The sequence below is a fragment of the Desulfoprunum sp. genome (genome assembly GCF_053613775.1).
In genome coordinates, this window is record NZ_JBSHXH010000004.1 from 790013 (window position 1) to 803754 (window position 13742).

The following is a 13742-nucleotide window of genomic DNA, read 5'->3' on the forward strand; positions in this document are numbered from 1 at the left end:
CCGTCATCGGGCACAACCACATGCCTGCCAGCCCCAGACCAGAGCCGTCATGCAATAATGATCAACGTCCTGCACTATACCAGGCCGGCTGAAAACTTCGGACGGGGTGTTTGCGGAAGCCTGGTTTCACCAGTTATTCCGGTTGCCATCGCCGGAGTCGGGATAGCGCTCTCCTCTGTAATCCTGCCGGTCATCCCGGTATCTCTCGTTGTATTGGCGATCTCTGTGCCGCTCCTGTCCGCAGGGCACATTGCTCTGGCAGACCCGGTAGCGGCCGCCGGAGGCATCGTCGCAATAGGTGGCGAAACGCTGGCCGCGCTGACAGGTCGGTTGATTGGTGTTCAGGCCGATGGCGGCGCAGACACCGCCACTTCCGGGTTTATAATTCGGCAGGACCTGCCATGACCCGGAACATTCGGCGGCATAGGCCGCTGGAACCTGGAACAGCAAGGCGCCGGCAACAACGAGAGCGGCGCAGATTGCATTTTTCATAAACATACCCCCTTATCTGAGATCGGCCGGTGCCGGGTCCACGGTGTCATACCCGCGAAAAATTGATGCTGTCTTTTTCAAATTCTGAAATCATCTCAGCACTTAAAGACGGAAGAACCTTTGGTGCGAGGTCAATGAAGGTGGCCGCGGTCACCAGGTAATCATTGCGGCTGGCAAGTTCCTGCTCGAAGGCAGCAAGGGCCACCTGCTGGAAGAGATACTGGATATCGGCAGGAGTGAAGCCGATGGTCAACTCGACCAGGAGATCGAGATCGATCCGGCCGGTATTGAGTGTGGCGAGATAGTGTTCGAGGATGGTTGCCCGCCCCTCCCTGTCCAGGCCCCCGACCGGAATGATGCAGTCGAACCTTCCCGGACGCAGCATGGCGGCATCGAGGTCGCGGATGTAATTGGTGGCGCAGACGAGCAATATCTTGTTCGGCTGGCTCTTGAAGAGAGGAATCTGCTTCAGGAACTCGTTGGTAATCGACTTGTCGATACGGTCGGCCGTGTCACGACTGCCGGCGATCTCATCGAACTCATCGATGAACAGGACGACTTCATCGAGATTCCGTGCCTCTTCCATGACGGCCCGCAGGTTGGCGCCGATCTTCTCCACCCCGTCGGTCATCAGCATGCTGGGGACGATCTCGATGTAGCGCCAGGACAGGACGCCGGCTATCGCCTTGGCGAAATGGGTCTTGCCGGTGCCGGGGGGGCCGAAAAAAACGATGGCCTTGGGGGGCACAACCCCGTGTTTGCTGGCCAGGTTCTGCTCGAGAAGGGGCAGGATGATCCTTCGCTGGATCAGCCGCTTTGGGGGTTGCGAATCGGCGATGGTATCCCACATATCGCGGCCGATGGTCTGGGCTCCCATTTCATCGAGAATAGTCTTCCGCTGATAGCTCAGGTACTCTTCCGGGGCCTGCTCCGTGTTTTCGAGGAAATCGATGCAGGCCGTCCGCAGTCCGACGTCCCTGCCCAGCTTTTCCGAGAGAAGCCACTTGTGCTTCGATATCCTGGCCCACAGGTCAGCGGCGACAGCCGGTTCAACTTCGACTCCGCTGAGCTCGAATATGGTTTTGGTACACTCTTCCGGAGTCAGGAGTGAAGGTGGGTGGGTATCGTTCATGAAATTCCTTGCATATGGGTTTGGCCGTCATCGGGTCCATGCACTGCTGCACGCGAATCCATGGGCTCTATGAGACGCACAAATGGCAGCCGCGACCTACGCGCCAATCACCATCTGCCGACGACGCCGTCACGCCGAAAGTTTGCTTTTCGGCTGCTTGTCGACCTTGTCTTTGTCTTTCTGTTTTTGCTTTTTATCGCTTTGTTTCTGACTTTTATCCTTGCCCTTCTTGCCGCCTTTGTCTCCCATGGTTGATGCTCCTTCTCCATAATTGTCCTTCGATTTTCATGCGGCCGGTTGCGGTTGTGAAACACCCCCGGTGCCTGCTATTCGCTGCATCATGTCGGGATGCCGAAACCACAGAGGCAGGCCCCCCCCGGCCGCAGTGTCCCGATGCTACTTTTCCACTACCTTTTTGATCTCGCCGACCTTCTCCTGGACCTTCCCGTCCAGATTTTCGACCTTGCCTTCGATTTCCAGTTCCTTATTATCGGTCGCTTTGCCGATTGCCTCTTTGATCGCGCCTTTCACCTGATGTACCTTGCCTTCAACTTTGTCCTGTGTGCCTGATTTCATTTGATCCTCCATGTTGGCGTGTTGGTTGCTGCACTGCGCCGGTAACGCTCAACCGCCGGACTGAACGGACTGCGCCGCCGCGTCGGGGACAACAATTCAGGTGTGATCACTCCTTAAACGTAGTGACTGTATTCTGCAGGGTAGACTGCAACTCGCCCCAGATGTTTTCCACGCCGTCCTTGAGCAGATGCCACCCGTCGTCATCTGCCTCAGCCAGTTCCTTGAGTTTGGCCTTGGTCGCGTCGGCCATCTTCTGCAAGGCCTCAATCTGCCTGGCATGTTCGCGTTGTGCATCGGCTGCAAGCTTCCTTTCCCGAGCCTTCAACGCGTCTAATCTGGCCTGTACCAATTCCAGTTCGGCATCAATCTTCTCGGTGAATTCATCTTTCTCGCTCATACGGGGTGTCTCCTGTGCTCATCAATCCGGAAAATTCGGCCTGCCTGCAGAGATAAACGGCACAATGCATTTCAGGAGAGGCAAAACCTCCACCTTCGAATCGGCAACAGCCAGTGTCGACAATGCGAGCCGGGATGAATCGCGGCTAACTCTTCCTGGTGGCAGCGATCAGCAGCCCGCCGCCGATCACTATTGCCCCCGCACTGGCCCAGACCGGCACCTTGACCGTTTGCTTTTCCTGGACGGACAGCTCAATCGGTCCCAGTTTTGCCTCCCGGGTCTGCCTGGTGTAGTCGAAACCGCCATACAGCAAACCGAGGAAGCCGGACACCACCAGTACCATTGCCCCCATCTTGATTGCGTTCATCCCATCTCCTTTGCTGAATCGAACTCCGGGAAGACCTTCATCGACTCAATTCCGGGATTTCCGGCCATCATTGATGGCACGGGAACCCAGGCAATCCTGGCGCTCGAATCCGCCGCCCATAATGTCCTAAACACGTCGGCCTTGAATGACGCGCACCAGGATCACCACGATAGCGATAACCAGGAGAAGATGAATAAGCCCTCCCATGGTGTAGGAGGAAACGAGCCCTAAAACCCAGAGGATAACCAGTATGACTGCAAGTGTTTCAAGCATTGGAGTTCTCCTTTTGCGATAGGTCAGCCGCTCGTCCCTCTCCGCTTATTCGTGGAAGGTATGAGCGACCAGCGACCGGTGGGGATGCGGACCGAAGCAAGATATGGGACTTTTTCATGGCCGTTGTTTCGGCGTCCGATTGCAGCCCTCGCTCCGAGGAGTGCAGGGTCCCGGAGCGAAGCGCCATCACTTGAGTCGCATGTCATTCTTGACCGATTTCACCCCATTGATCCCCCGGGCAAGTTCGGTAGCCTTGTTGATATCGGACTGGGAACTGACGAAGCCGCTTAACTGCACCACCCCCTTGAATGTTTCGACATTGATCTCAGTCACTTTCAGGGAATTGTCACCCATGATTGCAGATTTGACCTTGGCGGTGATGACCGTATCGTCGACATACTCTCCGGTCCCCTCCTGTTTCTGCGTGGCGGCACAGCCCAGGAAAATGGTCAACAGGATGATTGACAGAAAAGCTGAAAAAATCTTTGGTCTGTTCATGACTAACCTCTCATAATAGTGGTGATAATCTGTACTCCACAAGGTTGCTCTCTCATTGGAGTTCCTGTGACGATCGTTGTCACGATAGCACTCTCTTCACCTTCAGAAGTGACAGCGGAATGGTTAGACACCGTTCATCTGATGAACCGGGTCACGTATCAGCACCATCACTGAAGTTCCTTTTCAGCATGGAGAGAATTGAACGCATACGGCGTACGGTGTGGCAGTAACGAAGGGTTGGACAGCAAAGAGAGCATCATCCTTCCCTACGCTGTATAAAGCAATCTCCGTGCCGTGCTGTCATCTCCAGCGCACTACAAGGTATGGCATTGTTGTTATGGGATATATCTGATGCTGGCGAATCCTTTTCCGTCAGGATCGACATGGCATACAGGGTCATATCCGACCAGTGGCCATATATGACCTCTACATCGGATATCCTGGCCGTTATCGGTTCACAGGCAATGAGAGCCTGGTTGTACGAGGTGATGCCGGATGAAGCAGTGGTTTAACGGCTGTGCTATGCTTCTTTTTTGAGTTAGGCAGAGAAGGTTTTTGATATTCAATTACAGAGAGAGTTGCAGTTCTTGTGCCGAACGGTTGTTTATGTTTTCAGGACACCTATGTAGCAGGTACTAAAGGATGTGCGGTAAAGGGAAGTGCGGCAAGAGCAAACCATTCTTCCGGCTTCACTACAAATAGTTGGGATGTGCCTTGGCGAACACAGCGACTTCGACACTGCGCGATCGGAAAGATATTCAAAAAGGAAAGGCCCCCTTCCACCAGTGCCGATATTTTCGACGACGGTTCAGCAGAGAGCCTTCCCTCTTTTTGACCGGGAAGCAGTCCGGCTGTTTCAATTCAGCCGCACGGACAGCGCCGGTCCGTTTCCATCTCGATGATTCACGCGTTCTGATTTTTCAGTGCTTACCGGGTCTTCCCTGTGCCTTATTCCCTTCTTGCTCCAACGCTTTCTGCAGTCTGATTTGTTCTAATTCTTCCTCGGTCAGTTCCCTTTGCTGCTGTTTTTTGCCGGGAGCTTTACCCGTTTGCTGCCCTGCCGGCTGTTTACCCTGCCGTGGTTGTTCCACTGCCTTGCCTGCGGGTTGTCGGTTCTGCCGTGGTTGTTCCACTGCCTTGCCTGCGGGTTGTCGGTTCTGCCGTGGTTGTTCCACTGCCTTGCCTGCGGGTTGTCGGTTCTGCCGTGGTTGCTCCACTGCCTTGCCTGCGGGTTGTCGGTTCTGCCGTGGTTGCTCCACTGCCTGCCGTGGTTGTCTATTCTGCCGTGGTTGTTCCACTGCCTTGCCTGCGGGTTGTCGGTTCTGCCGTGGTTGCTCCACTGCCTTGCCTGCGGGTTGTCGGTTCTGCCGTGGTTGTTCCACTGCCTTGCCTGCGGGTTGGACGTTCTTTGATTTCTCGCCGAGTTCCCTCTTCTGCGGCTGAACCCACGGCTGTTCGACTTCCTGCCGGGGTTGTCGGCCCTGCCGGGGTTGGTCTACAGTGTTTTTGCCGGGTTGCATTTTCCTGGAGGGTGCCGTCGGACCTTTTCCCTGCTGCTGGAGCCTCGGGTTTTCTATCGCGTGCCGCGATGGCGTGCCCTGGTTGGATTCCGCCGGCGCCATGCGCTCAGGTCTGGCGACAGGCTCTTCAGGCTGCGTCGATCGTGCAGGGCGCACCGGTCTCTGCTCTGCCGATTGATCTGACTTTGCTCCGGCCTTGATTTTCCTCTGTTGCAACCTCATTTCCGATGCCGGCCGGTCGACCTCACTCGCCGGCACGATATAGTTCGTGCTGATTGGCGCTTCGATACGGCTGTCGCGGTTGACATGTCCTTCTTTCATATTCCTGACCTGTTTCCGGACCGTGACAGAGTCATCTTTCTTCCCACGCCGTATAACGGTTGCGTTGTTTTCGATCCGCCCGAGCACCGAAACGTGAGGCTTGGCCTTTACCGCTCTGCTGGTCAAGGTGTGCCGCCGGGCGTCCGTCTGATAATTGTTGATCACAGTGTTGTTGACCACCGGTGCCGCGCTGTAGGTGTTGATGATCGTGGTCGAGTTGATATCGCGCACCCGGACACCACTGTAATCATCCACCCGGTAGAAATTGTCGCGAGGGACGATGATGGCCCGGCCGGCATAGGCATAACTATCGATATCGAGATTGATCCGGGCGATGTCGTCGGTATACAGCCTGTCATGGGCGCCTCCCCAGCGGCGGTGACTGTAGTAGGTCTCGCGTGGCCCCAATGGCACCCACCCGACATACCTGTCATGGTGAATCCACGACACTCTTCCGGGAGACCAGAAAAAACCGATGTCCAGCAGGGAAAGCCCCGCCCGTCTGCCTGCCACCGGCGGTGCCCAATACCACGAATCCTCGACATACATCCAGTTGCCGTAATGATGCGTGACGTAACCGAAAGGCTCTGCCGGAATCCACACCTGGTCTCCATGCCAGTCGGTCCAGCGGCCGGCGGTGAAGGGCGACCACCCGGAGGCGACGGTGGTGGGCCGCCAGAACCAGCGCGATGACCCTTCATAGGGGATGCTTTCCCATCTGCCATTCTCCTCAAGGGCATACGACTCGTCCCGGAGACTGGGGGGAAGATATTCGACCGAGCGCCCCGTCAGCCTCGATTTTTCGGTCCAGAAGCCTTCCCGGGTGACGTTCCACTGGTGCCAGACGGCATCGACAACACCGTCGCCGGAAGCGACCTGACTGGCGTCCGCAAGGATCGATGGGGAATCTGTCGTTACGTCGTAGCGGGCATCCGTTGCCGCGTGGACGAAACTGACCGTCCCCTTCACCGCAACCACTTCGACCGAGTTTTCACCGACGTAATAATCGAAGGCCGATCCCGGATAGGCCATGACGTAGCCGAAGGGGCTGGTGGCCTTGATCACCGTTTCGGAGCCCTTGTTATAGAACCGGGCTACCCCCGATGCCACGTCGACTTCGGACAGATCCGGGTCGAGGGCGATGAACTGGACCTGGGTGCTGGAACCGACTCGCAGCCAGGTGCCGTTGGGGACGTACATTTCCGCCCTCCCCTGGTTGCCTGAGAAGAATGTATCCTCCACACCGAAGGGCGCATCGTTGACCATCGCCACCCAATCCTTGTCTGCAGGGACATAGCGGAGCAGGTCCCCTTCGACTGAGTAGACGCGTCCTATCGTCATGACCGGCGGACTCACAGCCGAAGCCTGCGAAACCATTGCCAGCGCCGCCAGAAACAAACCCACCGTACATTTCAGCCATGTCTTCATCGTTTTTCCCTTGTGTCAGGTGAAAAAGGTTTCAGCCAAGATTTTCTGCGGCGAAATCCCAATTGATCAGCTTGTCCAACACCGCATGGACATAGTCAAGGCGGCGGTTCTGGTAATCCAGGTAGTAGGCGTGTTCCCACACGTCGATGGTGACGAGCGGTTTCCGTCCTGCGGTCATCGGCAACTCGGCATTGGCGGTTTTGACCACCTTGAGCGTGCCGCCATCCAGTACCAGCCAGGCCCAGCCGCTGCCGAACTGGGCCATGGCGGCAGCGGCCAATTCCTCCCTGCAGGCGTCCAGGGTGCCGAAGGAGGCCTCGATCTTTTCTTTCAGCCGGGCCGGCGGTTGGCCACCTCCCGCCGCCCGCAGGCTGTTCCAGTAAAACGTGTGATTCCATATCTGTGCGGCATTGTTGAAAATCGTTTCCTTGTCCGCTTTGCCGGCCGTCTCGCTCATGATTTTGAGCAACGGCAGATCCGCAAATGCCGTTCCCGCCACCAGCTTGTTCAGGTTGTCGACATATCCCCGGTGATGCTTGCCGTAGTGGAAACCGAGGGTATTGGCCGAGATGACGGGGGCAAGGGCATTATCCGGGTAGGGCAGTGGCGGCAGGGCATGGGGAGAAACGGCTGCAGTGTTGTCCTTGTTCATTGTAATCCTCCAGTATATGGGGTGCAGAAGAATCCGGCTTTTTGCCGGCGGGTTGATTTCACCCCTGTTCCAGGGGTTTCGGGTCCACCGGCCGTTGCAATGTCAGGCGGATTGGGGGAAACCGCCTCGACAGGGAAAACAGGACAGGGGAAAAAGGACGCTCACTGTCAATAAAGCAATCCGTATGCCAGGCTGGAGACAGGCGCATTCTCGTCACCTATATTGATGATATTGCGTCAAGAATCTGACTGGGGGGAATGCCCGTGGCGGGTCTCAGGGGCATTGTCACTGGGCCATATGCAACCAGAGGTGAGATATGACCCTGCTCTCGGTTGCGGTCGCCCTCGGCTGCACCGGGATACGGTGGCCGTTGCGCCATCCCGGATGCATTTGCAACACGGCTTATTGCAGGAACGACTTGAGGACTTCCCGCTCAAAGGCGTTGACGGCAGGATCGCTGTCGCTGTCGGCCCGCTTTTCGAGCGGCTCATCCGGCTTTTGATAGGTGATGCGGCTATCGGCGTAGGCGCGGGTAAAGAGATTGTAGCCTGGCCGCCACAGGAGGCTGACTTTCGCCGTCGCATTGGCCTCGGCAGTCCAGTCCGCGAGCGACCTCGATTCGCCGGCACCATCGTCCAGCGCCGCCTTCGTCTCGTATCTGCCGAACATCCTGGCGTCCTGAAAAACCAGCCGCCCGTCATTGCTGATCACCTGGGCGTTGCCGCCATGGTCGAGCCGATGCGCCTCCAGCCGGGTCGAGGTAAAGGTGTGGCTCGTGCCGTTTTTCAGACGCGCGACGATCGTCGTCGGCGGCATGTCGCTCCCGGAGTTGACGGAGCGGCGGAAAAAGATCCTGTCGCCGCTGTCCAGTTGCCCGGCGATGATATGCACGGCCTCCAGCCACCTGGCCTGGGTCCACTGATCTTCCAGCATCGGCACCAGCACGATTTTTTCGACCTTGTGGCGTATCCCGTTGAGATGGCGATTGACCTCGCCGGCACGTTTGCCGAGAGTGGCCAGGACAATTTCCCAGTCGTCGTTCATCGCCTCCTCGTCGCGCCAGGAGAGGCAGATCGTTTCGATCTTGCCGACGTTGGGGATGGCGAGCAGGGTATCGACGTTGTTGAACGGATTCCCGGGGTTGAAAAACGGCATGAAGGTAAATTCAAACTGCCGGCAGCCGCTGTCTTTGACGGCCGCGGCCAGGTTGCCGGCACTGGCGCCGGACAGCCGGCTGAGCCCGACTGCGGCAATGCCCTTGCGTTCCGCCGCCTGGACATTGCCGCACAACAGCAGACCGACAAGAGCGCAGGTGCACCAGGCGATGATGTTCATTTCGTCCTCCATGCATTGAGTAGGGTCAGGCCTCAGTGATGCTTCCTCCTTCTGCCGGCAAGGCGTTCTCACCGTTCTATCCGCTCTCCATAACGGTGTAAGGAAATGTGAGAACGTACGCATCGATGGAACCGCCCTTCGCCTGCCCGCATCACCCGTCGTCGGACAGCTTTTCGTGCAGGGCGATTCGTGCCAGTCGGTCAAGATCTGCGTCCGTTACTGTCGGAAGATAGTGCTTTCGATACAGCTCCTTATGGACAATACTGATTATTGTCACCAGTGGCGCCGCGACCAGCACGCCCAGCACCCCGAAGGCGGCCACGCACAGGAGCATGGAAAAGATCACCGCCAGCGGGTGGAGTTTCATCCTGCGGGCCATGATGAAAGGAAGGATCACATTGTTTTCCAGGGCCTGCACGGCGACGTAGGCGATCAGGACCCACAGCGGGGTCATCCCTCCCTTGCCGAGGGCGAGCAGGATCGCCGGGACGGTGCTGAAGATCGGGCCGAGAAAGGGTATCGCTTCCAGCATCGCCGCCGTCATCCCCAGGACCAGCGCATCCATGATACCGAAGATCGGCCACATCAGCAGGAATACCAGCAGGCCGATGGTCACCATTCCCACCACTGTCGCCCCGGCCCAGGCGGGAACGGATTTGCCGATGCGCTGCATGATGACCAGGGCCCGGCCGTGGTGCCGCTCGGGTAACATGGCGAACATCGCGCCAAAGATCGGGCGGGGATTCATCAGCATGAAAACCACGCCAAAGAACACCGTCACCAGAACGACCAGGATTTGCGCCCCGTTGAAGGCCACGGCGGTGAAACTGCCGAGGGCGCCCTTCAGCATGTCCATCAGACCGGAGCGAAGAGATGGCGACGCTTCGGCGGGTCTGGCCGGGACGGTCTGAGGCAGGCGGGGGTGGGCTTCCAACCTGGCCGCCGCCGGATCGTCCAGGGCGATTTCCGTCCTGACTTCCGCCTGCAGCTTTTTCTCGAACAGCACCGCCTGTTGCTCCATTTTGATCAGCGGCTTCTGCAGGCGTTCCCAGTAACCGGGTACCGCTTCCGAAATGCTGATGATCGAGGCCTTCATCGGAACGAACAAGGCCCAACCCATCAGCGCGATGCCGGCGATCAACCCGGCCATGATCAATCCCGTGGGCAATTTTCTGCCGCCGGTCAAGGCCCGTATCCGGGAAATCACCGGATTGACGGCGAGAGAAATCAGCAGCACCAGCAAAAACGACAACAGGATGGGAGAAAGCAGCGAGAACGTCTGGATGAAGGCCAGCAGCGCCGCGCCCAGGATCACATGGAAGGCAATCGAGCGCGGCGTCTTCTCTGGCCCGGAGTTGGCCGGGATACCGTTTCGGTCGTTGTTGTTCACTTGACCATTGCTCCTTGCGCAAGGCAACCGGAGATCAGATTTACCGTTCCGGCATCTTTTCGGGCAGGATTGCGCCCGGAAGATGCCTTGCCTAGATTCTGCCGAGCAGGAACAGGATCACCAGGATCAGTAGGATCAGGTCGATCCCTCCGCTTGGTGCGTACCCCAGGAGCGGCTATGCGGCCAGACAGGGATGGATCCCACCAGTATCAGTATCAGAATGATCGGTAAAATTGTGCCGATTGACATGATGAATCCTCCTGTTTCCAGCGGATTGATTGTTTTCATGGCGTCGCTCAGCCCGCGCCATGCAGGAAACTGTTGTTCACTGCTTCTATTCCACTTCCCGTGCCAGCTTGATATCCTGCCGCGACTTGCCGGCTATCAATTCGAAATAGAAGAATATTTTACAGTGATGGGATTGGCCCGGCGGCCATCGGCGACTGGAGAAAAATGGTCACTCGTTACCGGTGGTCATATGTGACCAGCCCCCCGGCGGCAGGCCAACCGGCGGCAATGAGGAGCAAAAGCGGCAGCCGTGCCGACCGGCAGGGAGAGAGACCGCATGTCCACCGGTATGCCTGACTGGACACGATCTCGGGTGGAAAAAATGGGCGGGATGGCCGAGGCGGGAAAGCCCCGGCGGCAATCTTCGTCAAGGGATTCAGGCGGCAGCGCCGGTGGGCGTGGGCGCGCCAGATGAAACGGGGAGGATATCAGGATTTATGGATATCGAGCTTGATCATGCGGGCGCGCAGGGTGCTGCGGTCAAGCCCCAGGATCTCGGCAGCGCTGTTCTGGCCGCTCACTTTCCAGTTGGTCTGTTCAAGGACCCGGAGGATGTGGTTTCTCTCGACCGCTTCCAGGGTGTCCGTTCCCGTGGAGAGATAGCGGGGCGGTTTCTTCAGTTGATCGGCAAGGTGCAGCTTGGGACCCGACGTGTTGATCACCGCCCGTTCCAGGACGTTTTCCAGTTCCCGGATGTTGCCCGGCCAGCCATACCCTTGCAGCTCCTTCATGACGCTGGTGGAAATATGGGTAATGGTCTTGCCCATCCGTTTGGCAATCTTGCCGACATAAAATTCCACCAGCAGAGGGATGTCATCCAGGCGGTCCCGCAGCGGCGGCATGGTGATGGGGAAGACGTTCAGCCGGTACCACAGATCCTCGCGGAAGCCGCCCTTGCGGACCTCCTCCTCCAGATTGCGATTGGTGGCGGCAATGATCCGGACATCGACCTTGATGGTGTGGGAACCGCCCAGCCGTTCAAATTCTCCGTCCTGGACCACTCGCAGCAGCTTCGCCTGCAGGTCGAACGGCAACTCTCCGATTTCATCGAGAAAAAGGGTGGCTCCATCGGCGATTTCGAAGCGCCCGAGATGCCTGGACTGGGCGCCGGTGAAGGCGCCCTTCTCGTGACCGAACAACTCGCTTTCGATCAGGTTGGCGGGGAGCGCGGCGCAGTTGACCTTGACCAGAGGCCTGCCTTTGCGCAGGCTCAGGTTGTGGATGGCCCGGGCGACCAGCTCCTTGCCGGTACCGGTCTCGCCCAGGACCAGGACGGTGGTGTCGCTGCTGGCGATCTGCTCGATTTTATAGAGGACGTATTTGACGCCGTCACTCTGGCCGATGATCTTCTCGTGGTTGTGCTCCAGTTTGATCTCATCCCGCAGATAGGCCGTTTCCGCTTCCAGCAGGGCCTTCAGCGTCTTGATTTCATCAAGGGCCTTCTCGGCCGCGTCTTTTCTTTTCTCAGCCTCTTCCTTGGCGACGATGAGTTCGGTCGTCCGCCTGGCGACCAGCTCCTCAAGATCCCTTTTCTGATCTTCCCGCTCGGTCACATCTTCGATGGCCAGGAGGATCAGTTCGGGCCGGCCGGATTTCTGATAGATTCGCCTGGCATTCAGGTGCATGATCTTGCGGCCGATGGTCTCGAAGGTATGCTCCACTTCCAGATCGTCGAAGACCGAATTCTGCGGCAGGATCTCTTCCAGCAATTCTCTGAGCTTGGGGATGTTCCATTGCCGGTTGCCAAGATCGAAGATCAACACCCCCTCGGTCTCTTCCGGCTTGACATCGAAGGTCTGGTAAAAGGATCGATTGGCCTTGACCACATGCAGATAAGGATCAAGGAAGACCAGTGGTTCACGGATCGAATCGAGGATGTTGCCGAAGACCTTGAAAACCGTCTGCAATCGTGCCGATCCGCCTTCAATTTTCCTGATGACATTGTCCATTTTTCCAGAGGGCTGATTGCTTTTCATGGGGTAACAGCACGACACGATCCGCAGCGATGTGCAGATATGCCGGAAAAAAGAAGATATCCTACAGTATCACATGATACTGCTGAATTTAAGGGTGCCTTGAAAAAAACCTCATGCCCGCGCCGCCGGGATCAGCACCGCTGGCGATCCTTGCGCCACCGCAGCACCACCCGCAATCCTTCCCGGGCGACCCGCTTGCCCTCGAGTTCGCAGGAGATGGCAAAATTCAAGGCGTTGATCACATCGATACTGAGATTGTTGGTACTGGCAAAAGGTCCGGCCGCAAATATTTCCTGGAAGACAGCCCTGAATTCGGCGAGCCGCTGTTTGCCGAACAGCTGCTTCAGCGACTTGCCCCCTGTTTCTTCGGCCTTCAGTTCGCCGAGACGCTTGTCGATATACATGATCGTTCTCGGCGTCACCTCCACCCCCAGGATCTCCTGCAGATCGGCAGCGATCGCCGGCGTTGCATCGGTCCCGGCGAAATCCTCCGTGGTCATGGAGGGGGAAGCCGGTGAATCGCCACGGCGGGTCGGCTGATTGTCCCCAGGGTCAGGATGCCTGACCCGGTTGAACGCCTCCGCCGAACGGCAGAGGTACTCGGCCTGCAGGGCGGCGACCTGGAGGAAGGCGCTCAGGTTATTGAAACCGGTATGGATATGCTCCGGCAGGTGAACGCCGCTGCGGCTGCGCACGTATCTGTACTTGTGATCGATCTCGCTCCACGCCTCCTCGAGAATCGTCCGCAGTTGCAGCTCGAACTGGAGGTTGAGCAGATCCGGAGGGGCGTTGGCGTTTTCCCCCAACTGCATCCGATAATTGATCGAGGAGTAACCGGTATACCGCAGGTCCGTGCCTTCGGGGATGAACTCGCCGAAGTCGAGAGGGATAACGAAGGTGTTTTTCTGCTCCGGTCCCTTGACGAAACGGATGATTTTTTCCTTGGCCAGCAGATTGAGATACCCCTCAATCTTGCCGACATCGGAAAGGCGCAGGCAGATGATCCGGACTCCCAGCAGATCGGGGATCCCGGCCTGATAATTTTTTTCGGTGATGCTCTCTTTTTCGGACTCGACCCTGCTGTTCAGCTTAGGGGC

General features: G+C 57.6%; 14 protein-coding genes and 1 pseudogene. 1 reads left to right on the forward strand and 14 read right to left on the reverse strand.

The window, feature by feature from the left end; all coding sequences use genetic code 11:
- Window positions 1-126: 126 nt before the first annotated feature.
- The 12 genes and pseudogenes from ACWGKN_RS07595 to ACWGKN_RS07650 all read right to left on the reverse strand — a co-directional run bounded on the left by ACWGKN_RS07595 (window position 127) and on the right by ACWGKN_RS07650 (window position 10630).
- Window positions 127-492, reverse strand: coding sequence for a hypothetical protein (locus tag ACWGKN_RS07595; RefSeq protein WP_452094978.1), 366 nt, complete (start codon window positions 490-492; stop codon window positions 127-129).
- A gap of 46 nt (window positions 493-538) precedes the next feature.
- Window positions 539-1624: an ATP-binding protein gene (locus ACWGKN_RS07600; RefSeq protein ID WP_035233373.1), complete on the reverse strand. Its 1086-nt coding sequence runs from the start codon at window positions 1622-1624 to the stop codon at window positions 539-541.
- A 396-nt stretch (window positions 1625-2020) separates the two neighbouring features.
- Entirely contained in the window at window positions 2021-2200 is a 180-nt protein-coding gene (locus tag ACWGKN_RS07605) for a CsbD family protein (protein ID WP_035233371.1), read from the reverse strand.
- Window positions 2201-2306: 106 nt separating this feature from the next.
- Complete coding sequence (locus tag ACWGKN_RS07610; protein ID WP_035233369.1) at window positions 2307-2597, reverse strand: sll1863 family stress response protein; 291 nt, start codon at window positions 2595-2597, stop codon at window positions 2307-2309.
- A 145-nt stretch (window positions 2598-2742) separates the two neighbouring features.
- Window positions 2743-2964 carry a hypothetical protein gene (locus ACWGKN_RS07615; protein WP_035233367.1) on the reverse strand — a complete coding sequence of 74 codons (222 nt, stop codon included), beginning with the start codon at window positions 2962-2964 and terminating at the stop codon, window positions 2743-2745.
- Window positions 2965-3090: 126 nt separating this feature from the next.
- Window positions 3091-3237, reverse strand: a complete 147-nt coding sequence (locus tag ACWGKN_RS07620; protein WP_424252677.1) for a lmo0937 family membrane protein — start codon at window positions 3235-3237, stop codon at window positions 3091-3093.
- A 186-nt stretch (window positions 3238-3423) separates the two neighbouring features.
- Window positions 3424-3735 carry a BON domain-containing protein gene (locus ACWGKN_RS07625; RefSeq protein WP_424252678.1) on the reverse strand — a complete coding sequence of 104 codons (312 nt, stop codon included), beginning with the start codon at window positions 3733-3735 and terminating at the stop codon, window positions 3424-3426.
- A gap of 920 nt (window positions 3736-4655) precedes the next feature.
- The gene (locus tag ACWGKN_RS07630) at window positions 4656-7004 is read right to left on the reverse strand and encodes a DUF6600 domain-containing protein (RefSeq protein ID WP_452094979.1); all 2349 of its coding nucleotides are present in this window, start codon (window positions 7002-7004) and stop codon (window positions 4656-4658) included.
- A gap of 31 nt (window positions 7005-7035) precedes the next feature.
- Window positions 7036-7656 carry a superoxide dismutase gene (locus ACWGKN_RS07635; RefSeq protein ID WP_452094980.1) on the reverse strand — a complete coding sequence of 207 codons (621 nt, stop codon included), beginning with the start codon at window positions 7654-7656 and terminating at the stop codon, window positions 7036-7038.
- A 402-nt stretch (window positions 7657-8058) separates the two neighbouring features.
- The gene (locus tag ACWGKN_RS07640; protein ID WP_452094981.1) at window positions 8059-8991 is read right to left on the reverse strand and encodes a hypothetical protein; all 933 of its coding nucleotides are present in this window, start codon (window positions 8989-8991) and stop codon (window positions 8059-8061) included.
- Between the two features lie 151 nt (window positions 8992-9142).
- Window positions 9143-10381, reverse strand: coding sequence for an AI-2E family transporter (locus tag ACWGKN_RS07645; RefSeq protein ID WP_424252939.1), 1239 nt, complete (start codon window positions 10379-10381; stop codon window positions 9143-9145).
- Window positions 10382-10472: 91 nt separating this feature from the next.
- Window positions 10473-10630: pseudogene (locus ACWGKN_RS07650) on the reverse strand (DUF3309 family protein).
- Between ACWGKN_RS07650 and ACWGKN_RS07655 the strand changes: the two are divergent.
- Entirely contained in the window at window positions 10602-10865 is a 264-nt protein-coding gene (locus ACWGKN_RS07655) for a hypothetical protein (RefSeq protein WP_452095335.1), read from the forward strand. The pseudogene ACWGKN_RS07650 and the gene ACWGKN_RS07655 sit on opposite strands and share 29 nt — an antisense overlap.
- Before the next feature lie 232 nt (window positions 10866-11097).
- Here ACWGKN_RS07655 and ACWGKN_RS07660 read toward each other — a convergent pair whose 3' ends face one another.
- Window positions 11098-12618 carry a sigma-54 interaction domain-containing protein gene (locus tag ACWGKN_RS07660; protein ID WP_452095318.1) on the reverse strand — a complete coding sequence of 507 codons (1521 nt, stop codon included), beginning with the start codon at window positions 12616-12618 and terminating at the stop codon, window positions 11098-11100.
- A gap of 158 nt (window positions 12619-12776) precedes the next feature.
- Complete coding sequence (locus tag ACWGKN_RS07665; RefSeq protein WP_452095319.1) at window positions 12777-13733, reverse strand: GTP pyrophosphokinase; 957 nt, start codon at window positions 13731-13733, stop codon at window positions 12777-12779.
- Window positions 13734-13742 lie beyond the last annotated feature (9 nt).